Origin of the sequence: Paenibacillus taichungensis (assembly GCF_047302525.1) — a bacterium.
Taxonomy (GTDB): Bacteria; Bacillota; Bacilli; order Paenibacillales; family Paenibacillaceae; genus Paenibacillus; species Paenibacillus taichungensis_B.
Genome location: NZ_CP168020.1, coordinates 4,079,761 through 4,104,455, shown reverse-complemented (window position 1 = coordinate 4,104,455; position 24,695 = coordinate 4,079,761). Strand labels below are relative to the sequence as shown.

Sequence of the window (24,695 nt, the reverse complement as noted above, 5' to 3'; positions counted from 1 at the left end):
AAAGGCCCCTGCCTCTAAAGGTATACAGGGAGCCTTTTTTGGTACGAACAACCTGAAAGGAAGAGAATATTCAAACATTTGATTGATAGGAGGGTATCTACCTCCCTTAATGCCGCATTAAGGTGAAAGTAGCCTGAATATGGTCGCTTATTCGCTTTGCCGCGAAGGGGGGACGGTGATAAACTTCATAAATGTTCATACTGTTTTTGAACGATATAAGAGGAGGAGAGACATGGATGTTCTCAGGCAATTGCAGATCTTTTTCTGGGAGAAGCGCACGTATTTATTTTTATCGATCTTATGCCTCGCCATAGCGACCGCGCTTGGACTGGTGTATCCGAACCTGCTAAGGATACTGATTGATGACGTCATCACTCCGCGCAATTTTGAAGACGTTCCCAAACTTGCTTTAACGGTATTAGGTGTCGTTATTTTGAAAGCGGGAATGCAATTTTTACACGGTCTTTTTGGAGGGCGTCTCGGAAACTTCTTGGCGTACCGACTTCGTAACGCTTGTTACGAAAAGCTTCAATTTTTATCCTTCCGGTATTACGATACGGCCAAAACGGGAGACTTGATGTCCCGCCTCACGGGAGATCTCGAAGCGATCCGCAACTTTATCGGATTTGGCTTCGCTCAAATTCTCAACATGGTTCTGATGGTCATATTCGGCGCAATCATGATGATGACCATGAGTTGGAAGCTTACCTTGCTAACGCTCATATGTATTCCTCTGCTTGCCTTCGTGGCGCTGAGATTCGAATCCCGAATTCACCCTGCGTTCCAAGAAATGCGGCTGGCACTCAGCTCTTTGACTACAGCAGTACAGGAGAATATTACAGGTGTGCGTACTGTAAAGTCATTTGCACGTGAGCCTCACGAAGTGGAGAAGTTTTCCGTTCGCAACGAGCGTTACAAAACAAATCAGATTCATGCAGCAACATTGTGGAGCCACTATTTTCCGATCATGGAGATTCTCGCTTCTGTCAGCGTAGTCCTGCTGCTCCTGGTTGGTGGAAACATGGTTATTCAAAAATCGTTAACACTCGGTCAACTCGTTGCCTTTTTCAGTTTGATCTGGTACATAATTGGTCCAATGTGGAACCTTGGTTTCCATATCAACAACTATACGCAATCCAAAGCATCGGGTGAACGGGTGTTAGAACTGTTGAATACGCCGGTAGATGTGCAAGAGACAGAAGATCCAGTCATTGTGGAGGCTGATCAAGTTAATGGGCATGTGACCTTTGAATCGGTTACCTTTGCCTACGGCAATAAAATGCCGGCAGTAACCGATATTAATTTTGATGCGCCACCTGGTTCCGTGATTGGCTTCCTGGGAGGAACAGGTTCGGGTAAATCAACCATTATTCAGCTTCTGATGCGGGCGTACAATGTGAACTCGGGTACCATTAAGCTGGATGGAAAAAATATTAAGGATATTGGGATTCGCAGCCTTCGGAGCCAGATAGCTTCTGTGTTCCAGGAAACGTTCCTGTTCTCTTCCAGCATTCGCAACAACATTTCTTATGGACTTAAGAATGTCACGATGGATGAAATTATCCGCGCAGCCAAACTGGCCAAAGCCCATGAGTTCATCATGGAATTCCCTGAAGGATACGATACGGTCGTAGGGGAGCGGGGAATGGGGTTGTCGGGAGGACAAAAACAGCGGATTGCAATTGCTAGAGCTCTGCTGAAAAACCCGAAAATTCTCGTTTTGGATGATGCAACCAGTGCAGTCGACATGGAGACCGAACATGAAATTCAATCCGGATTCCAGGAAGTCATGCGTGGAAGAACGACGTTTATCATTGCGCATCGGATCTCTTCCTTGCGTCACGCAGATGAGATTTTGGTACTGGATGAAGGACGTGTCGTTCAACGTGGCACACACAAACGTCTCATTGAAGAGCCTGGGCCTTACCGGGACGTATATGAGATTCAATACGCAGATTATATTGCCCGCGGTAAGCGGGAGGCTGGGGAGCAGGTGAATTCATGAGTGCCGAAACGGTAGCCGATAGGCGCGAGGTCAAAGAGACCTCTGACAAGAAAATGAATGAACGTTTTGTATATCAGGACGACGAAATAATTGAAAAACCGTTTAACTGGCGTGAGTTCGGACGTTTGTTCTCTTACATGAAACCTTATGCAAGACAACTCTTGCCACTCATTATTCTAATGATGATTTTGGGTACCATTACGAAATTGTCCGTTCCATTTTTGATCAGTTTGGCGATTGATAAAGCAATTGCACCTGCAACGGGTTTGCCAAGCTTGACGATGCTTTATATTATTGCTGGTTCTGTGCTTGTGTTGTATCTGATTCAATGGGCGGCTAATACGTACCGAATCAAATTGACGAACATTATCGGACAACGGGTCATTTATGATCTTCGCGCGGATCTGTTCAAACATATCCAGAAGCTGTCCTTTAACTTTTTTGACAAAAGACCTGCGGGTTCGGTACTGGTGCGTGTCACCAATGATATCAACTCCCTGCAGGATCTGTTCACTAACGGTGCGGTCAACGTCATGATTGACTGTGTGCAGCTGTTGGGAATTATCGTCATATTGCTGCTGATCAATTGGAAACTCGGTCTTGCGGTCATTATTACGGTTCCACTCATGTTTATCATTTCGACCAAACTGCGCGTGTTGATCCGCCGTGCCTGGCAGGATGTACGTATGAAGAACTCACGTATCAACTCCCATTTGAATGAATCCATTCAGGGGATTCGTGTGACTCAGGCCTATACGCAGGAAAAAGAAAACATGAAGTATTTTGACAACATGAATCTGTCGAGCAAAAAATCATGGGATAGAGCATCGGCCATGAACCAAGGATTTGGTCCTCTGATTGAAATTACAGGCGGCTTCGGAACGTTAATCCTGTTCTGGTTTGGTGCTTATTTGATTCAAGAGGGGCAGCTGACAATCGGATTACTCGTAGCTTTTGCCAACTATGTCGGCAACTTCTGGGATCCGATTAACCGTCTGGGACAGATGTACAATCAGTTGCTCGTTGCCATGGCTTCCTCCGAACGGATCTTCGAGTTTATGGATGAGGAGCCGAGTATTGCAGATAAACCTGGAGCCAAGCCGCTTGCTTCTATTAAAGGAGATATTGTATTCGACAATGTGGTGTTTGAATATGAGAAGGGCAGACAGGCGCTGAAGGGAATCAGTTTCTCTGCAGATGCCGGACAATCGATTGCCCTTGTAGGTCATACGGGTTCAGGTAAAAGTACCATTATCAATCTCATCAGCCGATTCTATGACATATCAGGCGGACGTCTCACCATTGATGGTCAGGATGTAAGGGATGTAACGGTTGAAAGTCTACGCAGCCAGATCAGTATTGTGTTGCAGGATACGTTTATCTTCTCTGGCACCATTCGCGATAATATTCGTTTTGGACGGCTTGATGCAACCAATGAAGAAGTGGAAGAAGCTGCGAAGGCAGTTAATGCCCATGAATTTATTATGAAGCTGCCGGGTGGATACGATACGGAAGTCGAAGAACGCGGGAACGTATTATCCATGGGACAACGGCAATTGTTATCCTTTGCACGTGCCTTGCTGGCTGACCCTCGAATCTTGATTTTGGATGAAGCGACTGCCAGCATCGACACCGAAACGGAGCTCAAAATTCAGGAGGCTTTGAAAGTGCTGCTGCAAGGAAGAACTTCCTTTATGGTGGCCCACCGTCTCTCGACGATCCGTAATGCGGATAACATTATCGTGCTGGATCATGGTGAAATCAAGGAAGAAGGAAACCATGAGCAACTTATCCAGAAACAAGGAGTTTATAATGGATTAATAGAAGCTCAATACAGATTTTTGTAAAAATTGATCGAAAAAACACAAAAAATCTTGTAAAATTCACAAGAAAAATAGGGAGCACTCTTGCATTCTTTAACCAAAACCCCGAAAATAGAGAGATAGATATAGAAGATTTCTCTTTGGGAGGATTGGAAAGAACATGTGGGGTGCTCCATTTTCGGCTCAAGCCAAAAAAATGCTGCTATTGGGCAGCGGAGAATTGGGAAAAGAGGTCGTTATTGAGGCCCAACGACTGGGAGTAGAGACGATCGCTGTTGATCGTTACGAAAACGCACCTGCCATGCAGGTTGCGCATCGGTCTTACTGCATCGACATGTTAAATGCCGAAGCTCTGAAACAATTGATCCGAAAGGAACAACCTCATTACATCGTACCTGAGATTGAAGCAATCGCAACAGAAGCTTTACTCGAGCTTGAGGAAGAAGGATTTTGTGTCGTTCCTACGGCCCGTGCTGCCCGTTTAACGATGGATCGCGAAGGCATCCGCCGTCTGGCAGCCGAACAATTGAACCTTCCGACAGCGGCCTATCTTTTTGCGGACAATCTGGAACAACTTCAGGAAGCTGTTCGTGAATTGGGTACACCATGCGTCATCAAACCACTAATGAGTTCTTCCGGTAAAGGGCAGAGTGTATGCCGTACATCGGATGACGTAGAGGATTGCTGGAACATTGCTCTTTCGGGAGCACGTGGCAAATCCGTACGTGTCATTGTGGAAAGCTTTGTGAAGTTTGACAGCGAAATTACGCTGCTCACTGTTAGATCTGTCTCAGGGACTGTATTTTGTCCTCCGATCGGTCATATTCAGAAAGATGGGGATTATGTCGAATCGTGGCAGCCTCATGCGATGACACCGGAGCAATGGGAACAAGCTTGTCATATTGCCAAGTCTGTTACGGATGAACTCGGTGGTTATGGACTGTTCGGGGTCGAATTATTCCTGACATCAGATGGAGTTGTGTTCAGCGAGGTATCGCCTCGTCCGCATGATACAGGCATGGTTACTATGGTAACGCAAGATAGTTCCGAGTTTGCGCTGCATGTGCGTGCAATTCTTGGTTTTCCGGTCACAGGTGTACATTTACTGACACCGGGAGCTTCAGCAACGCTGAAGGCTAATGATGAATCATCTGACTTTACTGTAGGCGGGATTGAAGAAGCACTGGCGCTTCCTCGTACTCAGGTTCGTGTATTTGGCAAACCTGAGACCAAAGTGGGACGCCGAATGGCCGTAGCATTAAGTGCCGGCCAAGATGTGGAAGAAGCTCGTAAAACAGCGGTACAAGCCGCTAATATGCTGAAAGTGGAGGTAAATCATGTCCAATAATGTTGAGGCCCCTGTACTGATGATCCGAGAGTGTGAACTGCGAGATGCTGAAGCGGTAACGGGACTGATGCGAGAGGTCAGCTATCCCACAACAGCCAATGTCATGAAAGAGCGCATTGAATGTTTGGAAAGTAATCCAAACGCATGCATGCTTGTTGCCGAAGTGGATGAACAAATTATTGGTGTGATTGGCTTGCAATGTGTGCAAAGTCATGCCTATCCTGAACCTGCCGCACAAATTACGTCCTTGATTGTAGGGCAAGACCATCGTGGGGGCGGAATTGGCCGTCGTCTGATGGCTCGTGCCGAGGATTGGGGCAGACAGCAAGGTGGGAAACAATTGTTTGTCACCGGAGCGAACCGTGAAGTGACTTCAACAACCTATTCTTTCTACGAGCATATTGGTTTCCAGAAGAGAGGCTATCGTTTCAGTAAAGTCCTTCTATAGAAAAAGAGTTTATTATATCGCGATCTTCACGTTTTTGGTGTGGTGAATGATAAATAGAAGATAAGTGGCATTCGGCGAGCATTTTTGTCCGGATGCCATTTTTTTATGCCGTATTTTAAGTTTATCTATTGGATTTTAGTTGATATGTCAGTGTTTTAAGAACAGGTTGCACGATATGGTGCAATGTACTATAAACTGTTCACACCCATTTGAAACAGGTTGCAAAAATGACAAAAAAGTTACTTTTCCATATTTTATGGGTTCACATTCTACTATTCAATTGATATACTCCTAGAGTATTAATTACAAAGTTGTCATAACTAATATTTCTAAGGAGATGAATGAATTTGAAGAAGAAATGGATGAAAACCGTGGTAACCAGCAGTCTGACAGCCGTACTCGCCGTAGGGGTTATGCTCCCTGCTTCCGCTTCTGCTGCAGATGCATCATATAAAACGACTACTAAAACTACAACGTATAAAATTACGAGTACGGAAAGCTTAAAAGCGTACATTGAACAATGGTTGAAAGATAATGGTTACACTGTATCCACTGGCGAGGGGCAAGCAACAGTAGAGAAGCCTGCAACACAGCCTGATCAAACTACTAAGCCAGCTCAACCGACAACACCTGCAAAACCGGTAACACCTGCAAAACCAACTCAAGAAGAGAAACCAGCAACTACACCAGCCAAAGATCCTTCAAATAGTGGAACTGGAACTGGAACGTCTACAGGCAATACAGGAAATACAAGCAACAGTGGCAGCGAGAGCACACAATCGGATTTTGCAGCTCAAGTAGTAAAACTTGTGAACGCTGAACGTGCCAAAGCTGGCCTGAGCGCATTGGCTTCTGATGCTCTTTTGGACAAAGTGGCTGTAGCCAAAGTTAAAGATATGAGCAACAACAATTATTTTGATCACCAATCACCGACCTATGGTTCTCCGTTTGACATGATGAAACAATTCGGAGTAACTTACAGCTATGCTGGCGAGAATATCGCGAAAGGGCAAAAAACACCTCAAGAGGTTGTTACAGCCTGGATGAATAGCGAAGGCCACCGTGCGAATATCCTGAGCAAAAACTTTACGAAAATCGGTGTTGGATACTACAACGGATACTGGGCTCAAGAATTTATCGGCAATTAATTAATTTTATTGAAGAATATTCTGATTTTAGTTCAAAAAAAGGTTATGTCATCACAGCTCGAAGCTGTGCGCGACATAGCTTTTTTTTGTAAAAGCATATTTGAAACTGAATTCTGTTTAATACAGCGGCAAAATTTGCAAATTAACGACAGAACATTTATGTTATTTAGAAAAAGCGTCATCTTAATGTAAAATCATTTTAAATTTTAAGCACCCGGCCAGGTGTACATGAGCGGAGATGTGATGGATGAAAAAAAGAAATCTTGATTCAGCGCCATGGATCTGGAGAACCATTAGCACAGTATCCATATTGACAACATTGCTGCTGTTATTTGGATTTGGATACGCCATTAAAGACGTTATTTTTCCTGAGGGAGATGTCCAATTAGGTACAGGACAGCAGACAACGACACCTGCCAAGGATAGCGGGCAATCAACACCTGCGGTGAATGATGGCAAAATTCGAATGGCTGTGGTTGGTGATTCCCTGGCAAGAGGTACGGGGGATGACGAAGGGCTTGGTTTTGTAAGACGGGCAGGTAATTTGCTCAAGGATCAAGGATATGATGTGCAAGTGCTGAACAATATGGGTGTGAACGGTTTGAGAACAGATGCATTGTTGAACAAACTAGATGAACAGGGTGTACGTTATGTTTTACAACAATCCAACTTTATTCTGTTGTCGATCGGAGCCAATGATCTATTCCAGGGTGGACAGGTTCTACAGGGAGAAGACGCGCCAACGGCAGAGACACTTGCTGCGGCATTACCGGAGACGTCGAATCGTTTGCAGGAGATCTTGAAGAAAGTGAAAGAAATTAACCCTGATGCACAGATTGCCTACATAGGGCTATACAATCCGTTTGGGGATGTGAAAGAACTCAAAGAGCCAGGAAATGCGGTTGTAGCTGCATGGAACGATGCTGCAATGAAGGTTCTGAACAACGAGGACAAGATGACACTCGTGCCTACATTTGATCTGTTTGAAAATCATCTGGGACAGTATCTGTCGTCAGATCATTTTCATCCAAATGGAGAAGGCTACGAGCAAATTGCGGTTCGGATTGTACAGGAATATCAGGCAGAGACCCCAGCAGAAGGGAGCGGGAAATAAATGGCACAAGAACAGACTGATTCCGTATTGTCCGTACAGCATCTGAAGAAAAAGATTGGACGCAAGTGGATCATTAAGGATGTTACTTTTGACGTTAAACCAGGCGAAATTTTCGGTTTTCTGGGTCCCAATGGTGCCGGGAAGACAACAACCATCCGGATGTTAGTAGATCTGATTAAACCGACGGAAGGTAAAATTCAAGTCTGTGGGTATGATGTCAATCGTGATCCTGAACGGGCCCTGAAATACGTCGGTTCCATTGTTGAAAACCCGGAAGTGTACACGTATTTGACCGGATGGGAAAATCTTGAGCATTTTGCCCGTATGCAGCCTGGCGTGGATAATGACCGTATTCAGGAAGTTGTGGATATTGTACGCCTCGATCAGCGGATTCATGATAAAGTAAGAACCTACTCTCTGGGGATGCGTCAACGGCTTGGTATTGCACAGGCATTGCTTGGACGCCCGCGGCTGCTGATTCTGGATGAGCCAACGAACGGACTTGATCCCAAAGGGATTAAGGAACTTCGCGTCTTTATCAAACAGCTTGCAAGTGAAGGCATGGCTGTATTCGTTAGCAGTCATTTGCTCAGCGAGATCCAGCTTCTCTGTGACAGGGTGGCGATTATCAGTGCTGGGCGCGTGTTGGCAGTTGGCAGCGTCAGTGAACTGATTGAAGACCATTCCAAATTGGCGATATGGCATGTTACTCCGCTGGAAGAAGGTAAAAAAATGCTGCTGGATGCAGGTGTTTCCCTGGTGGATCGGCCTGCTGATGTTATGGATGATACCATTGTTGCAGGGCTTGGTCCAAATGCTGTCGTTGCTGAAATGCATGAAGATCGGATTCCAGCCCTCGTGCAGCAAATGGTGCAAGCCGGAATTCAGGTTGAAGGTGTGCAGCGGATTCAGCCTACGCTGGAACAGCTATTCTTAAAAATGACAGAAGGTGAATCCATTGAGTAACATCATGCCGCTGATCCGAAACGAAACGATTAAGATGGTAAAGAAAAAACGTCTTTATATTATTTTTATCGTACTCGTGGTCCTGGTTCCGATGTTTACGTATGCCCAGATGAAATCTGCTGAAAATAATCGTGACAAGTTTGGCGGCGACTGGCGGCTTGAACTGCAACAAGCCATTACGGATAATCAGAACTCGCTTGGCAGTGACCGGGTACCTGAAGAATACAAAAAGTACAGGACTGTGTACATTCAGCAAATGCAATACTATCTGGAGAATGACATCAATCCAAAGGAACCTGGCGGTGTAACTTTTACGCGGGAATTCATGAATAACGCCGTTGGATTGTTTATACCACTGCTCATTATGGCGATTGCTTCGGATCTGGTATCCGGTGAGCGCACCACAGGTACGATTAAAATGCTGCTGACCCGTCCGGTCAAACGTTGGAAAGTGTTGCTGAGTAAGCTCATCACGTTGATTATGTTCGTGTCGATTATTGTGGTGTCGGCGTACGTTATCTGTTATGTCATTTCGGGAGCGGTATTCGGATATAAAGGTTTCGGTATGCCGATCTTTACCGGATTCAAGGTTGTGGGTACAGATGTCGATATGTCTGCAGTCCATGCTGTGGACCAGTGGCTGTATATGCTAATGCAGGCAGGGCTCATCTGGTTCGTCAGTATAATTGTGGCGATGCTTGCCTTCATGGTCTCTGTGCTAGTGCGAAGTACAGCAGCAAGTATTGTCATCATGATGGCAGCACTCATAGCAGGAACTATTCTCACCAGTATGGCCGCATCCTGGCAGTCAGCCAAATATTTGTTCATGGTTAACCTCGAACTTCCGAATTATTTGTCTGGCGGATTGCCACCAATCGAAGGGATGAATTTAGGTTTTTCCCTTATTGTGCTTAGTGTTTGGGGCATTGCTTCACTCTTTGTGTCATTCATTGTCTTTACGAAACGGGATATCTTGAATTAAAATGGACAAGGATAAGAAAACATCTGTTTGCATTTTAGGCATTTTTTTAGTTGCAAGTTAAGAAGGGGGAGCATGAATGGTCGAGCAAATCGATATGTCGGCAGGTTCGACAGGCGGAGGACAAGGGTCTTCAGGCTACGACGCGGACGACATTCAAGTACTTGAAGGACTGGTAGCGGTACGGAAACGGCCGGGGATGTACATCGGCAGCACCAGTACTTCGGGTCTACATCATTTGGTATGGGAAATCGTGGATAACGCTGTCGACGAACATCTCGCCAAATTCTGCTCCAAAATCGATATCACGCTGCATAAGGACGGTTCTATTACGGTTCAGGATAACGGAAGGGGAATTCCGACAGGTATACATAAAACAGGGATTCCTACTCCCCAGGTCGTGTTTACGATTTTGCACGCAGGCGGAAAGTTCGGTGGATCAGGATACAAAAAATCAGGCGGTTTGCACGGTGTAGGTGCGTCAGTTACGAACGCATTGTCCGAATGGCTTGAAGTCGAGATTTTCCGTGATGGCAAGATTCATCGTCAACGATTCGAGTATTGGCAGGACAAAAAAGGCGTTGAGCATGTCGGAGAACCGGTGTCTGGTCTCGAAGTGTTGGGCAATACCAATCGAACGGGAACAAAAGTTACGTTTAAACCGGATATTCGCGTGTTCCAGAGCGGCATTCAATTTAATTATGATACACTGGCAGAACGTCTTCAGGAGATTGCTTTCCTGAACTCGGGTCTGAGAATTATGCTCAAGGACGAACGTTCAGGCAATCAGGATGAGTACATGTACGAAGGCGGAGCAAGCCAGTTTGTTGCTTTTCTTAACGAAAATAAAGATGTGCTGCATGATGTCATTCACTTCTATGCGGAGAAGGATGACATTGAGGTCGAAGTGGCGATCCAGTATAACGCGGGTTATACGGAAACTCTGGCGTCGTTCGTCAACTCGATTTCTACTAGGGGCGGCGGTACACATGAGACCGGATTCAGAGCAGCTTATACACGTGTGATGAATGATTACGCACGGCGTACCAGCATGATTAAGGAAAAAGATAAAAACCTTGAAGGTAATGATTTGCGTGAAGGCATGATGGCTGTTATCAGTGTCAAAATGTCGGAGGTTGAATTCGTAGGACAAACGAAGGATCAACTCGGTAGCGCTTCCGCGCGAAGCGCAGTGGATTCTGTCGTGTCCGAGAATATCCAGCGGTTTTTGGAAGAAAACCCGCAGGTTGCGCAAACGTTGATTCGCAAAGCGGTTCAGGCCTCCAGAGCCAGAGAAGCTGCACGCAAAGCACGTGATGAGATGCGGACGGGCAAAAAACGCAGCGAAAGCTCCAACCTCAATGGCAAGTTGACTCCGGCACAATCAAAGGATTTTACCCGGAATGAACTGTTTATCGTCGAAGGGGATTCCGCAGGCGGTTCAGCCAAACAGGGGCGTGACTCCAAGATCCAGGCGATACTCCCGCTTAAGGGGAAACCGCTCAATCCGGAAAAAGCAAAGTTGGCTGATATCCTCAAAAACGAAGAATACCGCGCCATTACATCGGCGATCGGGGCGGGTATTGGAACCGAATTCGCAGTTGAAGACAGCAATTATTCCAAAATCATAATTATGACGGATGCTGATACGGATGGTGCACATATTCAGGTACTATTGCTGACTTTCTTTTACCGCTACATGAAACCGTTAATTGATGCAGGGAAAATATATATCGCTCAGCCGCCGCTTTACAAACTCACGCGCAAATCCGGCAAAATGGCAAGTGTACGTTATGCCTGGACCGATGAAGAGCTGGCGAATTACATGAAAGAATTTGGAACCAATGTGGAGCTCCAACGTTATAAAGGACTTGGCGAGATGAATCCGGATCAACTGTGGGAGACTACAATGAACCCGGAAACACGTGCATTGCTCAAGGTACAGATCGTTGATGCAGCGAAAGCGGAGCGACGAGTATCTACGCTTATGGGTGATAAAGTTGATCCGCGTAAACGCTGGATTGTAGAGAACGTCGACTTTACAGAGTACGAAGAATAGAAGGTGCTTGGAATGAGCCTATCAGAACAATTTATGCCGGCCTTTCTCGAAGAGGTCGTAGGTGACCGTTTCGGTCGCTACTCCAAATACATTATTCAGGATCGGGCCATTCCCGATGTACGGGATGGTTTGAAGCCTGTGCAGCGGCGTATTCTGTACGCCATGTACGATTCAGGAAATACGCCGGAGAAACCATATCGGAAGTCAGCCAAAACCGTTGGGGACGTCATGGGTAACTACCATCCTCACGGGGACTCCTCCATCTATGAAGGTATGGTGCGGATGGCACAGCCATGGAAAATGGGCCATATGCTCGTGGACGGTCATGGTAACTGGGGATCACAGGATGATGATCCGGCTGCAGCGATGCGTTATACAGAGGCCCGTTTGTCGTCCATCGCTATGGAGATGCTTCGCGACATCGAGAAACGGACTGTTCTGTTTAAGGATAATTTTGACAATACGGCCAAAGAACCGGTTGTATTGCCGTCTCGTTATCCGAATTTGCTGGTCAACGGTGTAAGTGGTATTTCCTCCGGGTTTGCAACGGAGATTCCTCCGCACAACTTGCGTGAAACTATTGATGCCTGCATTGCCATTATGGAGAAGCCATCGATTGAACTGGACGAGATCATGATGTTCATGAAGGGTCCCGATTTTCCGACTGGCGGATTGATTATGGGCGGGGACGGTATTCTGGATGCTTACCGAACTGGTAAAGGGCGGATTTATATCCGGTCCAAAACGGATATCGAGAATATGCGCGGTGGCAAACAGCAAATCGTCATTACTGAGATTCCTTATCAGGTCGTAAAATCCCGTCTGGTTACTGCGATGGAGAACATTCGGCTGGAGAAAAAGGTTGAAGGAATCGCCGAAGTACGGGATGAGAGTGGGCGTGAAGGCCTGCGAATCGTGGTTGAGCTGAAAAAAGAAGCGGATGCACAAGGTATTTTGGCTTATTTGCTGAAGAAAACCGACTTGCAGGTCACTTATAACTTCAACATGGTTGCGATTGTAAACAAAGCCCCTCAACAATTGGGATTGAAATCAATCCTCGAGGCTTATATTGCCCATCAGCGTGAAGTTGTGACGTTCCGTACCCGCTTTGAGCTGGAGAAGGCGGAAGACCGTGCACATGTCTTGGAAGGTCTGGTAAAAGCTCTTAACATCCTAGATGAGGTCATTGCGGCTATTAAAGCCTCGAAGAACCGTCAGGATGCTCAAAATAACCTGATGTGGATGTTTGGTTTCTCGGAACGGCAAGCGGATTCCATTCTGACTTTACAATTGTACCGTTTGACTAATCTGGAGATTTCTTCTCTGGAAAAGGAACTCGGCGAACTGATGAAAAAGATTGCGCAGTTACGCTCTATTCTTGATAGTGATCGCAAGCTGATCGGTGTCATTCGCAAAGAATTGATGGAGATTCGTGAGAAATACGGAATTGACCGTCGCTCTGCCATCCAGGGCGAAGTGGAAGAACTGAAGGTTAATCTGGAAGTGCTGGTGAACGCCGAAGATGTATTTGTCACATTGTCCAAAGAGGGATACATCAAGCGTACAGGCATGCAATCATTCACACGATCCGGCGGGGAACGTAACGCAAGTGGTGTGAAGGAAGGCGATTATATCGCTCAGGTCCTTGAAGTGAACACGCTTGAGAATCTGCTGGTATTTACGAAGAAAGGCCAGTATTTCCTGTTGCCTGTGCATCAGGTACCAGAATTCAAGTGGAAAGATCCGGGGACGGCGATCGTCAACGTCATTCCTCTGGCAAAAGACGATCGGATCTCAAGTGTGCTTGCCGTTAAATCCTTCGAAGAGCCGGATCACAGTCTGGTCTTTGTCACTCGCAAAGGACAGGTTAAACGTACCGAACTGAAGGAATACGTCACCAAGCGTTCCGGCGCAGTAGCCGCTTGCAAAGTCGGCAAGGATGATGAGGTGTTATCCGTTCATCTAAGTACAGGTGGCAAGGACATCATGCTGATCACCAAAGAAGCCATGGCCATCCGTTTCCGTGAGGATGAAGTAAATCCGATGGGTCGTGTGTCTGGAGGCGTACGTGGTATTCAGTTAAAAGAAACGGATGAAGTCGTATCTGTTCTGTGGGTGGAAGGCGATGAAGGCGAGGTTGCTATATTGTCTGACTTGGGTTATGGCAAACGCTCGTTACTGCTGGATTATGCTCTGCAGAGCCGTGGCGGCAAGGGACTGGCAACATTTGAATTCAAGGAAGGCAAACGGGTGAAACCGAACGGTAGCCGAATTGCCGGAGCGTTCTATTGTCGGGAACAACGAAAGGTAACGGTGATGACCAAGGAAGGTCAATCACATCACATTTCTTCCGAAGCTGTACCTATTACTGAACGGAAACATATTGGTAAATTGCTTGTGCATGTGGATAAACAGGATGAAATTGTGGAGCTTATTATGGATCTCGCAGAGAATCAGGCAGCTTCTTCCTCCTAATAAGGATTCAATAAAGACTCTTTGCAGAGCAGGGAAACCTGTCATGTGAGGAGTCTTATTTTGTTGTTCAAACGCGGATTAAAAGAGGACCTCCATGCGAAGTTTAACAACCTTCGTCGATTACGGTCGATCGCTAGGAAATTGAAAAAAGGCAGCAGGAATGCGGCTTTGAAGGGCGAAAACTTAAGCAGGTGAAGTGATAACCGGTTGCAGAGAGGAGCGATTCAAGATGTATAATTCCGATTTTGCCAAGTGCTGGTCGAGGCTGACCAAGGACTACAAGCTGCATATGGATCATGAGCTGGCACCCTCGTTAACAGAGGCGCAGCTGGCCGTACTGGAGGTTCTTGAGGATCACGAGAAGATGAAACCATCCGATCTGATTCCTTTTCTGGCCACAACACCCGCAGCAGTAACGATGTTGTTGGATCGTATGGAGAAAAACGGTCTGATTCGCCGGGATCGGGATGATCAGGATCGACGAATTGTATGGGTATCCCTATCTGATAAGGGACGCATGGAGACTGAACGGGGAATCACGATTCGCAATGAATTTATGAATTCGGTTCTCAGCAACATTTCAATGCACAACCAGCAGTTGCTGATTTATCTGCTAGGCAAAATGACGACACCAAAAACAAAAGAGCATGCCTTGTCCACATCTTAATGACGATGGACGCACGAATAATAGTAACCATGGAACTCTTGCTGAAAATGCAGGAGGGCTGTGGTTATTTTTTATTTATGAAATAGTTAAGAGTTTTGCCTTCATTGGATGACTAAGAATAATTTCTAAAATTTTATATGTAAAGAGTTGACTATGTAAATATTTTTGTTATAATAAGTAATTGTTCCCCTGATATTTCGTGTACGAAATATTATATTCCATAAGTAAAAAGGGTGAATTAATGTCTGACACATACGAAGTATTCTACATTATTAATTCGTTTCGGCAGGTCAATCAACTGCTCTTCCGGGCATTCTGGAATGAAAACAAGGAAATTGAGCTCACTTCGATTCAATTTATGGTGTTATCCATTTTGAAGGAGCGTCCTTCTATCGGTATCAATGAAGTGGCTGAACTCTGTCATATGGGCAGCAGTTCCATGAGTGCTGTAGTGGAGCGTCTGGTCAAGGGTGAGTACATTGTTCGAACGCGTTCCGACTCGGACCGCCGATCCGTAAAGCTTCAGATTACGGACAAAGGGGAACTGGCTCAGCAGGAAACACACCATTTGTGGATGGAGCGAGTGTCACCTATCCTAGATATCCCGAAGGAAGACCTTGAGCATCTGCTAAGAATTCATAATCAAATGATTGAAAAGTTAGAAGGAAGAGAGATGAACAACCAATGAGTACTACTGCAGCAGCAGCGCCATCCTCAGCGATGGACAACATTAAGAAAGGCCCGATTGTGGCCGCATTGTTAATCGGTGCATTCGTCGCCTTCCTGAACCAAACTTTGATGAACGTAGCTCTTCCTAAAATTATGGAGGACCTCGGCATCGGAGCGAATAAAGCCCAATGGCTGACTACGGGTTACATGCTCGTCAATGGTGTGTTGATTCCGGTTACGGCGTATCTGATCGCCAAATTCTCGACACGTCAAATTTTTATTACAGCCATGACGCTATTTACATTAGGAACCTTGGTCTGTGGTTTAAGTCCGAACTTTGGTATCCTGATGGTAGGTCGTGTTATTCAAGCGGCAGGCGCAGGTATCCTGATGCCTCTGATGACGGTTGTATTCTTGACGATCTTCCCGATTGAGAAGCGTGGTCAGGCTATGGGTACGATGGGGATCGCGATGATTCTCGCTCCGGCCATTGGACCGACGTTGTCGGGTTATGTGGTTGAACATTATTCTTGGAGACTGTTGTTCTATATCATTTTGCCATTCTCCGTTATTGCAACTGCAATCGGTATTGCTTTTGTCAAAAATGTAACACGTCAATCCAAACCTAAATTGGACTATCCAGGTGTTATTTTATCCACACTCGGTTTTGGTAGCTTGTTGTACGGCTTCAGTGATGCGGGTACAGACGGATGGGGCAGTGCAATTGTTATTGCTTGTCTGGTCGTAGGGGCCATATCCCTGATTCTGTTCGTTATTAGACAGATGACAACAGATCATCCGCTTTTGGAGTTCCGTATTTTCAAATACAACATGTATACTTTAACAACGATCATTAACATGCTCGTTACGATGGCGATGTTTGCCGGTATGATTCTGCTTCCGATTTTCCTGCAAAATATTCGTGGATTCTCACCGATTGAATCTGGTTTGCTGATGATGCCAGGCGCTATCCTGATGGGGATTATGTCTCCTATCACAGGTCGCATCTTCGATAAAGTGGGAGCACGCTGGTTGTCCGTTGCCGGTCTTGCAATTACCGCCATCACAACTTGGGGGCTCAGCCGCCTGTCGATCGACACAACTTATGGTTACATGATGTTTATCTACACAGCTCGTATGTTTGGTATGTCGATGTTGATGATGCCAATTCAAACGGCAGGTCTCAATCAGCTTCCACAGCGCCTGAACGCGCATGGTACTGCGATGTCCAATACACTGCGTACAGTTGCAGGTGCGATTGGTACAGCGATTCTCGTTACAATTATGAGCAGTAAGCTGAAATCCCATCTGGCAGATACCCTGGCTACAGGCCAAATCGCTACAGATGATAAGGCTGCAATGCTCCGTGCTACCGCAGATGCAACCATCTACGGGGTAAACTATGCTTTTATTATAGCGACCGCAATGACAGTCGTTGCTTTGTTCCTGGCGTTCTTTATCCGTAAAACAAAACCGGCTACTGAACCTGTAACGGTTGAGCAGCAAAAAGTGAATGCAACAGCTTAAACCGTACTTAGGTTAATGTTCTTATTCATTCAATAAAGGCTTTTAATATACAAAAGAGATTTCAGGCAGATCACACTGCTTGAAATCTCTTTTTGCTATGCCTTGTTTTGGCTTTATTTTTCATCGGTCGATGGATCAAGAAGGAATGTAGGACCAGGATCATGACCGAAGAGTCTGAGGTTAATGCTCCCATCCATTTGAAATTCAACGCCCTCGCTAATAAGCTCCGTCTCCTGCATCAGACGTGAATGCTCGTCGGGAATGGAGATCAGACCTTTGGCGTTGACGACGCGGTGCCAGGGAAGGCGTTCCTTCCGGCTCATGGAGTGCAGAATACGTACAACCTGTCTGGCAGCTCTTGGGCTGCCTGCATGAGCGGCAATCTGTCCATAGGTCATGACTTTTCCCTCAGGGATTGCTGCGATGATGGCGACGACCTGTTTCGTAAAAGGTGTCATAATAGTGGGTCTTCCTTTCCATTTGAGTAAACCAATATGGGTCTAAGTATTGTGGTAATTCCTTAAAAATAGTTTATCATATCACTTGAATGGAAAGAGATCAAAAAAACCGTGCCATTCAGATAAGGAATCTGGATGACACGGTTTATGGTCAGATTTGACCTGACCCTGTGAATATGATTGATTTATTAAACGTAATGACTAGTAATCCGCTTTAAATGCTTTATCATACACTGCAGTCGGCCACTCTGCCCATGGGAATTCACGAGGAGGCAGGGACTGCAGGACAATTTCCTCCTTCGTTACCGGGTGGGGAAAAGCAGCGATGGCAGACCAGAGAGCAATTTGTTGTCCGGGCTTATTCACACCTGCACCGTACTTTTGATCTCCGAACAGTGGGCAGCCAATTTCTTTCATTTGGACCCGAATCTGATGAGATCTGCCTGTGTGCAGCTCGATGTGAACCAGACTATAACGGTCGGTTTCGCCGATAACCTGGTAATCCAAAACAGCATCTTTACCACCAGCTGCACCCTTAGGCACAACAGTGACGGTATTCGTACGCGCATCTTTCAGCAGCGTGTGTTTTAACGTACCTTGCTGTGCAGGCAGCTTGCCATGTACAACAGCCGCATATATTTTACGGAAATGACGTCCCCGAACTGTCTCGGATAATCTTGAAGCAGCCTTCGATGTTTTGGCAAAAATCATCGCACCACCAACGGGGCGGTCAAGACGATGCACTAATCCGAGATAAACGTTACCAGGTTTGTTATACCGCTCTTTCAAATCCTGTTTCAGCAGTGTAAGCAAATCCGGATCACCTGATGCATCTTCCTGTGTAGGTACATTAACCGGTTTCGTAATGCCTAGGAGGTGGTTGTCCTCAAACAGAATCGGAATATTACCGGTTGTTTGCGAATGTTCGGACATAATCAGGACTCCCAGCGGCCCAAGATGCCGCATGGCAGATCCAGACCACTACGGGTAATTGGAAGACCAATTTCACCTGCTGTAATTTGACCGCCGTATTGGGCAGACATCGTCATTGTCAGCATGTTGCGCAGAACGGTAGAGGAAATACCGGTTGTATAGGAATTGACCAGCATGAATAATGGGTTATCCGACAAAATTTCCATACACGATTTCAGGAAAGGATAGAGGTTCTCTTCCAGCTTCCATGTCTCTCCGTTAGGGCCGCGGCCATAGGAAGGCGGGTCCATAATAATCGCGTCATACCGATTGCCGCGACGTTGTTCGCGCTGTACGAATTTGAATACATCATCTGTAATGAAACGAACAGGACGATCCGCGAGGCCAGATAATTGAACATTTTCTTTCGCCCACTGTACCATGCCTTTAGCTGCATCCACGTGGACAACTGAAGCTCCGGCATAAGCAGCAGCAACTGTTGCACCGCCTGTATACGCAAACAGGTTTAGTACAGAGATGGGACGGCCTGCCCCAGCAATTTTATCCATCATCCAGCTCCAGTTGGCCGCTTGTTCAGGGAACAGGCCGGTATGCTTGAAGCTGGTTGGTTTAATATGAAATTTCAGGTTCTCGTATCCGATGGTCCAGCGTTCCGGGATCGGTTTTTTCATGTCCCAGCTGCCGCCGCCCGAAGAACTGCGGTGATAATGGCCGTGAACCTGGCGCCATTCATTGGTTTCTTTTTCAAGGGGCCAAATGATCTGTGGATCGGGTCTGCGCAAAATCACATCGCCCCAACGCTCGAGCTTTTCGCCGCCTCCTGTATCGATTACTTCATAGTCCTTCCAGTTCTTTGCTACGTACATAATGATTTATCCATCCTTCAAAAGTCATTTGGATACTATTGTACAACAAAAAAGGGCCTGTACGCCAGTTGTGGTGGGCGCCTGAAAGGGTGCAGTGCTGAATATGGTGTTGAATTTGGTTCATCACCATATACTGAAATGGAAAGCGAGTGAAAATTTAATTTGACAATGATAATCATTATCACATATGATTTTGATAAATTCAAATGTTACTTCTTCAGGAACAGTATGACATGATCAATAAAAAGTGAGGGAAAAATAGATGGCTAAATTGTTAGTGGCTTATGCGAGTATGACAGGAAATACGGAAGAGATTGCGGAACTGATCGTCGAAGGAATTAAACAAGGTGGGCATGAAGTGGATCTCAAGTCCGTAACGGATTGCAATGCAGCTGATGTGCTTGATTATGACGGATTTCTCATTGGAGTATACACGTGGGGAGACGGTGAACTGCCGGATGAATTCCTCGATTTTTACGAAGAGCTGGATGAGCTTGATCTGAGTGGCAAACGGGCAGCGGTGTTCGGAAGCGGGGATACTTCTTACGAGCAGTACTGCGGAGCCGTAGATCTCGCGGCAGCGAAGCTGGTGGAACGTGGGGCGGAGGTATCTCCAGAGATGCTGAAGATTGAATACAGTCCGATGGAGCAGGAGAAGGATACGTGCCGTGACTTTGGCAAACGTTTTGCTGCTGCCGGATTACAGGTGTCCTAAGAATTCATGTTAAGACATAATGTTCAGGCAGCTCTGCAGCCGGGTATGTCAGACGCCCCTGTACGGCTCCTTGAAGATTACAGATTGGAAGAGATGTTGCGCAGCCCGCATCGGTTCATCCGCCCGGAACCGGAGGCTGAACAGCGCTCTCCGCTGCAATGGAGACACCGTGTACAATATGCAGTTAGCCATGCAGTTAATGCTTTTTACAGTTTGGACCCGGAAGTACGCAAAGAGGTGCCTGTACAGTATTTACTCGAAAAGTGGTGGCCTAGAAAGGCAACCGGTTTCGAATCGGTACTTCATTACTGGGATGTAAAAAACAAAATTACGGATGAATTATCCCTTGCAATTGCCATGAACGATGATCTGAAGCATCCGACCATTCTATTTGAACAATGGCGAACGGAGCTTCCTACCTTATCGATGCATCTGTCCATGATCTTCCAGGCGGCTTGGCAGCCAGAGGGCTGGGATTCACTGCTCATCCAAAAATATATGGTTGTCCATGATCCAAACGTCGTTGAGGCGTTCCAGCATATGGTGAGCGCGTTCTGCTGGGAAGCATTTGGCAAGTTGCCAGGCATGATCGAAATCTATTGTTTGCTTGAAGGTCGCAAGATTCGATATATCCCGGGACGTCAATCGCTTGTCCGTTCGATGGATTATATTCGACTGATTCGGGATAGCATTCCGAGCGCAGAGAAGGTGGAATCTGACCAATTTACGGTTCGGGACAAAGCCAGAGTGCATGAAGAGGTCGATCGGTGGAGAAGTGAGACTGAACCGAAAAAAAACTGGTTGATGTGAAGAATGACAAGGGATGTTGTGATATATCGTGCAGATTAAGGAGGGATGAGCCATGTCTACCGGTTTGAGACAAGATGCAGTAAGCGGCAAGAAACGTACAGGAACTTGTGAATTCAGCCCGTTGCCTGTACCACAGTCGGTTATAAGACGTTTGCTGGATGAAGCAGATCCATCTTTATATGTGATGAGTTCAGAGCCTTGGCGATTTATGTTGTTCGCCAGGGAAGGACGTCAACTGTATCTGGAGGCGGTCAGACAGAGTTACCCACCACATTTGGCAGATCGTTACGGGGACTGGGCTACATATCAATATACAGAAGCTATTCCGGCACATCTGGTTGTTGTCGCCCCTTCAAGTGCCAGGGAGGACCATTTATTGCCTGCAAAAGCCTGGAGCAAACGTTTTTGCATCCTAGCGGCGGAACAAGGTTTGAATGCCGTCTGGAAGATCAATGATTATCAACAGCATCCCGTGTTTATGAATTTGATGGGTTTAACGCGTGAGGAAAAGGTATTGGGTGTATTCCACATCGGTTACGGAGACCAGTCTGCACTTCGGGACACCGACGCAGGCAGACCAGCCTCTGAACTGATGACGGTCTATGACCATCTGGTTTAAACGAGGGAATCATCCCTCATTCTTATTTGCCGGTCTTGGCAATAAAATTACGAACGAGCTGACGATACGATTGATCTGCAGAAGAGGCAGAGTACAAGCGGTTTGACACGGTGATCGAGTTGCCAAAAAAGAACCGTTCGAACTGGGTCTGTCTTCCGCCAAATGATCCTGCCCCAAGTTCCCAGATCAGACGGAACAAAGCTGTGCGCTCCTGCGATGCCATGTCAGTTCCTCTCAGATAAGTATCCAGATGTGGAGCGATATCTGAGCGGAACTCTTCTTCCTGAGGTACCATAATTACGCCGCTGGAACCCAAAAGCTGCAATATTTCAATCATTTCAGGATACAGCTTGGGGTACATCAGGTTTGCTGCCAGTAATGGTTTGGGGGCAGGTAACACAAATCCACGTTCGTCCGTTATGGCACCAGCTTCTGCCGCCACGGCCAGTGCTTTTAACGATTCAAGGCCAGCAAGTACCCGGGCTGTTTTCTCTACCACATGAGTTTCGGTAGCCTGGTCGAGCGTATCAGCGAGTAACTGGATCGTGCCGAGGACAAATTCCGTTTTGGCAATATATCGGCATATGACCTGATGTCCTACGTGAATGTGAAAATGGCTTCCGCTAAAGAGGCGACCGGACATTTCTTCATTACCGGCGAAGAATATCCGTTCATGAGGAACAAGCACATGATCGAAAATGACGATGTTGTCCATCTCTTCATACCTGGAGCTGAGTGGATAGTTGAAATTGGATTCGGCTGCGTAGGTATCCCGGCAGATCAGGCTAATTCCAGGCAGGTCATTCGGCACAGCAAACGCAAAAGCGAACGGATTTTCATCGTCGAATGGTGCCGGTGAAGGCGAAGGATACACCAGGATTTCATCTGACGTTGCAGCCTGGGTAGCCATCATAAACGCACCACTGATGATTAGACCTTCATTAGTACGTTCGACCACCTTAGCCGCAATCGCATCTTCGGTCACGTCCAACTGTCCCGAAATTTTACTGGCATGAGGCTGGATAAAGGCATGGGAGAGGGTAATATCATTATCCCGGCAGTAGGCATAGTAGTTTCTCAAATTTTCGGCGTATTGTGGCGATACTTCTTCAAGAATATCTGCTCCAGTATAAAAGGCCATAATTGCTGTGTTCATATAATCGGGTGATCGTCCCAGAAAACCATGGTGAGTCCCTGACCAAATATTCATTGCTTCTCGACGTCTGCGCAAGTCATCCACACTGGTTGGAGGCAGAAAGGACATACCTACTGGTTTTCCGTCAGCAGGAGATGCATAAGTCATCGTATCGATTAAATGTGGATCGGACTGAAGATCGTACAACTTCGCTTGTGTTTCCATCAAACCTGCAAACGCAAAATGTTCAGAACGTTTTCCGGTAATAAGCTCCCCTTTGTACCAGCAGGGGACTGTCTGGGCATCGATACGTTCGATATACTGTTTGCCACTTTTTACGGGCATCGTTACTCACCTCTATGATCTATTCGTTCATGGGCAGTTTGACTGCTCTCGTAGTGTACGTTAATAGGCAGTCCAATGTGCATGAAGAGAGGGGAGTTCAGTTTTTGCAGAAAAGAGCTTGATAATAATTATCATTCTTGTTACAATAGAAAAAGAAAAAGGAACCGCGAAGGCTCCTTTAACTTGTACAAACTGAATTTTTATTTTACTTCAAATGTTTTGCAATCCGTTTCAGCGGATTCACTTACTTTTTTGGAACTGTGACTCACGATGTAGATTGAAGATGCGTTGCATTTGTTCTCTTGAGCCCAGTGACGACAGGAATTAACCTCACATAATACGTCTTTTGCCATGATTGATAACCTCGCTTTGATTGGAGTACATTCGTTGGTATAAAAGAACATCCGGAAATGGCAAGTTGCCGCTTGCAAATCCGGAAAAATTTTGTGCTCTCTCAAGTAAATAGAGGGCTTTTTTGCGTTATACACAACGATGCATATTTAGAATAGCAAATTTTGCTGTCGCTTGCAACAAATTGGACGGGGCCTTACGCAAAATGATGGACAAGTCATGGAACTTTGCAAAGAGGCCGTCTTATGTTATGATTTAATAGTAATAATTACGATTAAAAGATCGTTAAATATGAATGAGAATGAATCGATAGTATTTAACTTGGATGATTCCCTGAGACATAGAAGAAGGAGAACGAACAACGATGAGCAAAACCAACCATATAAACCGGATACCCCGAGCGAAAGGCATTGATATGGCCGCTTTTTATTCACCAAAAGAGTGTGGTCGCAAGGCAAAGCATATTGTATTCTCCGCAGACAATGAACGGGTTGTTGAGGAGTTTATTACCATTCTCGGTATGAAAGATCAGTTTGCAGAACATGATGTACCGATGCCTAACAAAATGGTGATGTTTGGTCCTCCGGGCACAGGCAAAACATTAACTGCTTTCCATCTTGCACACCGACTGCAGCTTCCGCTGGTCCTTGTAAGACTCGATGCCATTATTCATAGCCACCTTGGAGAGACGGGAAGCAATGTCCGTAAACTATTTGAATATGCACGGGCTAATCCCTGTGTGCTATTTCTTGATGAATTTGATGCCGTAGGTCGTACGCGTGAAAGTAATGATGAGGTTAAAGAGATGGCTCGTGTCGTCAATACATTGTTGCAGTGTCTTGATGAATTCGATGGAGACAGCATTCTGGTTGCCGCTACGAATCTGGAGACCCAGCTGGATCATGCGATATGGCGGCGATTTGATACCAAAATGACCTATGGGATGCCGGATAAATCAAGCCGTAGATTATATATTAGCAAGCTGATGGGGCAGTTTGAGCAGGAGAGCCGACTGGAAGAATTCACGTGTGAACGCCTCACAGGATGCAGTTATGCGGATGTAGAGCAGATTGTTTTAAAAGCTAAGCGGAAAGCCATTATTGCTAACAGCCCATTACATGAGCAATTAATTAATGACGCGTATGCAGAATATATGCCGCGGGTACTGGCCACATAGCTTGTATATAAATATCAGTAACTACTGTCACATAATGAATAGCCCGGCTCCTATGAAG

The 24,695-nt window shown here is 46.1% G+C and carries 22 protein-coding genes; 17 read left to right on the top strand and 5 right to left on the bottom strand.

Annotated elements, in window-relative coordinates; translation table 11 throughout:
• The first annotated feature begins 232 nt into the window (after positions 1-232).
• The 13 genes from ACDJ58_RS18260 to ACDJ58_RS18200 all read left to right on the top strand — a co-directional run bounded on the left by ACDJ58_RS18260 (position 233) and on the right by ACDJ58_RS18200 (position 17,228).
• Positions 233-2,005 carry an ABC transporter ATP-binding protein gene (locus tag ACDJ58_RS18260; protein WP_413372281.1) on the top strand — a complete coding sequence of 591 codons (1,773 nt, stop codon included), beginning with the start codon at positions 233-235 and terminating at the stop codon, positions 2,003-2,005.
• On the top strand, positions 2,002-3,852 hold the full coding sequence (locus ACDJ58_RS18255) for an ABC transporter ATP-binding protein (protein WP_413372280.1): 1,851 nt from the start codon (positions 2,002-2,004) through the stop codon (positions 3,850-3,852). The genes ACDJ58_RS18260 and ACDJ58_RS18255 overlap by 4 nt, the downstream gene beginning before the upstream one ends.
• Before the next feature lie 136 nt (positions 3,853-3,988).
• Positions 3,989-5,176: a formate-dependent phosphoribosylglycinamide formyltransferase gene (gene purT, locus ACDJ58_RS18250; RefSeq protein ID WP_413372278.1), complete on the top strand. Its 1,188-nt coding sequence runs from the start codon at positions 3,989-3,991 to the stop codon at positions 5,174-5,176.
• The gene (locus ACDJ58_RS18245; protein ID WP_413372277.1) at positions 5,166-5,624 is read left to right on the top strand and encodes a GNAT family N-acetyltransferase; all 459 of its coding nucleotides are present in this window, start codon (positions 5,166-5,168) and stop codon (positions 5,622-5,624) included. The genes purT and ACDJ58_RS18245 overlap by 11 nt, the downstream gene beginning before the upstream one ends.
• A gap of 347 nt (positions 5,625-5,971) precedes the next feature.
• Entirely contained in the window at positions 5,972-6,772 is an 801-nt protein-coding gene (locus ACDJ58_RS18240; RefSeq protein ID WP_413372276.1) for a CAP domain-containing protein, read from the top strand.
• A gap of 247 nt (positions 6,773-7,019) precedes the next feature.
• Positions 7,020-7,886 carry a GDSL-type esterase/lipase family protein gene (locus ACDJ58_RS18235; protein WP_413372275.1) on the top strand — a complete coding sequence of 289 codons (867 nt, stop codon included), beginning with the start codon at positions 7,020-7,022 and terminating at the stop codon, positions 7,884-7,886.
• Positions 7,887-8,852: an ABC transporter ATP-binding protein gene (locus ACDJ58_RS18230; RefSeq protein ID WP_413372274.1), complete on the top strand. Its 966-nt coding sequence runs from the start codon at positions 7,887-7,889 to the stop codon at positions 8,850-8,852. It begins immediately after the preceding gene.
• Positions 8,845-9,834 carry an ABC transporter permease gene (locus tag ACDJ58_RS18225; protein WP_413372273.1) on the top strand — a complete coding sequence of 330 codons (990 nt, stop codon included), beginning with the start codon at positions 8,845-8,847 and terminating at the stop codon, positions 9,832-9,834. Before ACDJ58_RS18230 ends, ACDJ58_RS18225 begins: the two co-directional genes overlap by 8 nt.
• Before the next feature lie 76 nt (positions 9,835-9,910).
• Positions 9,911-11,890 (top strand): DNA topoisomerase IV subunit B, encoded by a 1,980-nt coding sequence (parE, locus tag ACDJ58_RS18220; protein WP_413372272.1) that lies wholly within the window; start codon positions 9,911-9,913, stop codon positions 11,888-11,890.
• Positions 11,891-11,902: 12 nt separating this feature from the next.
• On the top strand, positions 11,903-14,365 hold the full coding sequence (gyrA, locus tag ACDJ58_RS18215) for a DNA gyrase subunit A (RefSeq protein ID WP_413372271.1): 2,463 nt from the start codon (positions 11,903-11,905) through the stop codon (positions 14,363-14,365).
• Positions 14,366-14,594: 229 nt separating this feature from the next.
• The gene (locus ACDJ58_RS18210) at positions 14,595-15,032 is read left to right on the top strand and encodes a MarR family winged helix-turn-helix transcriptional regulator (protein ID WP_413372270.1); all 438 of its coding nucleotides are present in this window, start codon (positions 14,595-14,597) and stop codon (positions 15,030-15,032) included.
• Positions 15,033-15,273: 241 nt separating this feature from the next.
• On the top strand, positions 15,274-15,720 hold the full coding sequence (locus ACDJ58_RS18205; RefSeq protein WP_413372269.1) for a MarR family winged helix-turn-helix transcriptional regulator: 447 nt from the start codon (positions 15,274-15,276) through the stop codon (positions 15,718-15,720).
• Positions 15,717-17,228, top strand: coding sequence for a DHA2 family efflux MFS transporter permease subunit (locus tag ACDJ58_RS18200; RefSeq protein ID WP_413372268.1), 1,512 nt, complete (start codon positions 15,717-15,719; stop codon positions 17,226-17,228). The genes ACDJ58_RS18205 and ACDJ58_RS18200 overlap by 4 nt, the downstream gene beginning before the upstream one ends.
• Before the next feature lie 113 nt (positions 17,229-17,341).
• Here the strand turns inward: ACDJ58_RS18200 and ACDJ58_RS18195 are convergent, their stop codons facing one another.
• From ACDJ58_RS18195 to ACDJ58_RS18185, 3 genes are all read right to left on the bottom strand, one after another.
• Positions 17,342-17,686: an MGMT family protein gene (locus tag ACDJ58_RS18195; protein ID WP_413372267.1), complete on the bottom strand. Its 345-nt coding sequence runs from the start codon at positions 17,684-17,686 to the stop codon at positions 17,342-17,344.
• 201 nt (positions 17,687-17,887) lie between these two features.
• On the bottom strand, positions 17,888-18,619 hold the full coding sequence (locus tag ACDJ58_RS18190; RefSeq protein WP_413372266.1) for an RluA family pseudouridine synthase: 732 nt from the start codon (positions 18,617-18,619) through the stop codon (positions 17,888-17,890).
• A 2-nt stretch (positions 18,620-18,621) separates the two neighbouring features.
• The gene (locus ACDJ58_RS18185; RefSeq protein ID WP_024630567.1) at positions 18,622-19,485 is read right to left on the bottom strand and encodes a class I SAM-dependent methyltransferase; all 864 of its coding nucleotides are present in this window, start codon (positions 19,483-19,485) and stop codon (positions 18,622-18,624) included.
• Between the two features lie 262 nt (positions 19,486-19,747).
• Between ACDJ58_RS18185 and ACDJ58_RS18180 the strand changes: the two genes are divergently transcribed.
• The 3 genes from ACDJ58_RS18180 to ACDJ58_RS18170 are packed head-to-tail and all read left to right on the top strand — an operon-like array spanning position 19,748 to position 21,629.
• On the top strand, positions 19,748-20,200 hold the full coding sequence (locus tag ACDJ58_RS18180; protein ID WP_064636952.1) for a flavodoxin: 453 nt from the start codon (positions 19,748-19,750) through the stop codon (positions 20,198-20,200).
• 6 nt (positions 20,201-20,206) lie between these two features.
• The gene (locus tag ACDJ58_RS18175; RefSeq protein ID WP_413372265.1) at positions 20,207-21,010 is read left to right on the top strand and encodes a hypothetical protein; all 804 of its coding nucleotides are present in this window, start codon (positions 20,207-20,209) and stop codon (positions 21,008-21,010) included.
• Positions 21,011-21,062: 52 nt separating this feature from the next.
• Positions 21,063-21,629 carry a nitroreductase family protein gene (locus tag ACDJ58_RS18170; protein ID WP_413372263.1) on the top strand — a complete coding sequence of 189 codons (567 nt, stop codon included), beginning with the start codon at positions 21,063-21,065 and terminating at the stop codon, positions 21,627-21,629.
• A 22-nt stretch (positions 21,630-21,651) separates the two neighbouring features.
• On the opposite strand, the gene ACDJ58_RS18165 is transcribed toward ACDJ58_RS18170, so the two are convergent.
• Both ACDJ58_RS18165 and ACDJ58_RS18160 read right to left on the bottom strand, forming a co-directional pair.
• Positions 21,652-23,109: a 4-hydroxyphenylacetate 3-hydroxylase family protein gene (locus ACDJ58_RS18165; RefSeq protein ID WP_413372262.1), complete on the bottom strand. Its 1,458-nt coding sequence runs from the start codon at positions 23,107-23,109 to the stop codon at positions 21,652-21,654.
• Positions 23,110-23,309: 200 nt separating this feature from the next.
• A complete protein-coding gene (locus tag ACDJ58_RS18160; protein ID WP_072733378.1) occupies positions 23,310-23,462 on the bottom strand; it encodes a DUF1540 domain-containing protein in 153 nt (50 codons plus the stop codon).
• Between the two features lie 362 nt (positions 23,463-23,824).
• Here ACDJ58_RS18160 and ACDJ58_RS18155 point away from each other — a divergent pair, with 362 nt between their 5' ends.
• On the top strand, positions 23,825-24,637 hold the full coding sequence (locus ACDJ58_RS18155) for an AAA family ATPase (protein ID WP_413372260.1): 813 nt from the start codon (positions 23,825-23,827) through the stop codon (positions 24,635-24,637).
• Positions 24,638-24,695 lie beyond the last annotated feature (58 nt).

Coding starts and splice junctions, on each gene's coding strand:
- ACDJ58_RS18260 (WP_413372281.1), top strand. CDS start 233: ATGGATGTTCTCAGGCAATTGCAGATCTTTTTCTGGGAGAAGCGCACG.
- ACDJ58_RS18255 (WP_413372280.1), top strand. CDS start 2,002: ATGAGTGCCGAAACGGTAGCCGATAGGCGCGAGGTCAAAGAGACCTCT.
- purT (WP_413372278.1), top strand. CDS start 3,989: ATGTGGGGTGCTCCATTTTCGGCTCAAGCCAAAAAAATGCTGCTATTG.
- ACDJ58_RS18245 (WP_413372277.1), top strand. CDS start 5,166: ATGTCCAATAATGTTGAGGCCCCTGTACTGATGATCCGAGAGTGTGAA.
- ACDJ58_RS18235 (WP_413372275.1), top strand. CDS start 7,020: ATGAAAAAAAGAAATCTTGATTCAGCGCCATGGATCTGGAGAACCATT.
- ACDJ58_RS18230 (WP_413372274.1), top strand. CDS start 7,887: ATGGCACAAGAACAGACTGATTCCGTATTGTCCGTACAGCATCTGAAG.
- parE (WP_413372272.1), top strand. CDS start 9,911: ATGGTCGAGCAAATCGATATGTCGGCAGGTTCGACAGGCGGAGGACAA.
- gyrA (WP_413372271.1), top strand. CDS start 11,903: ATGAGCCTATCAGAACAATTTATGCCGGCCTTTCTCGAAGAGGTCGTA.
- ACDJ58_RS18210 (WP_413372270.1), top strand. CDS start 14,595: ATGTATAATTCCGATTTTGCCAAGTGCTGGTCGAGGCTGACCAAGGAC.
- ACDJ58_RS18205 (WP_413372269.1), top strand. CDS start 15,274: ATGTCTGACACATACGAAGTATTCTACATTATTAATTCGTTTCGGCAG.
- ACDJ58_RS18200 (WP_413372268.1), top strand. CDS start 15,717: ATGAGTACTACTGCAGCAGCAGCGCCATCCTCAGCGATGGACAACATT.
- ACDJ58_RS18195 (WP_413372267.1), bottom strand. CDS start 17,686: ATGACACCTTTTACGAAACAGGTCGTCGCCATCATCGCAGCAATCCCT.
- ACDJ58_RS18190 (WP_413372266.1), bottom strand. CDS start 18,619: ATGTCCGAACATTCGCAAACAACCGGTAATATTCCGATTCTGTTTGAG.
- ACDJ58_RS18185 (WP_024630567.1), bottom strand. CDS start 19,485: ATGTACGTAGCAAAGAACTGGAAGGACTATGAAGTAATCGATACAGGA.
- ACDJ58_RS18180 (WP_064636952.1), top strand. CDS start 19,748: ATGGCTAAATTGTTAGTGGCTTATGCGAGTATGACAGGAAATACGGAA.
- ACDJ58_RS18175 (WP_413372265.1), top strand. CDS start 20,207: ATGTTAAGACATAATGTTCAGGCAGCTCTGCAGCCGGGTATGTCAGAC.
- ACDJ58_RS18170 (WP_413372263.1), top strand. CDS start 21,063: ATGTCTACCGGTTTGAGACAAGATGCAGTAAGCGGCAAGAAACGTACA.
- ACDJ58_RS18165 (WP_413372262.1), bottom strand. CDS start 23,109: ATGCCCGTAAAAAGTGGCAAACAGTATATCGAACGTATCGATGCCCAG.
- ACDJ58_RS18160 (WP_072733378.1), bottom strand. CDS start 23,462: ATGGCAAAAGACGTATTATGTGAGGTTAATTCCTGTCGTCACTGGGCT.
- ACDJ58_RS18155 (WP_413372260.1), top strand. CDS start 23,825: ATGAGCAAAACCAACCATATAAACCGGATACCCCGAGCGAAAGGCATT.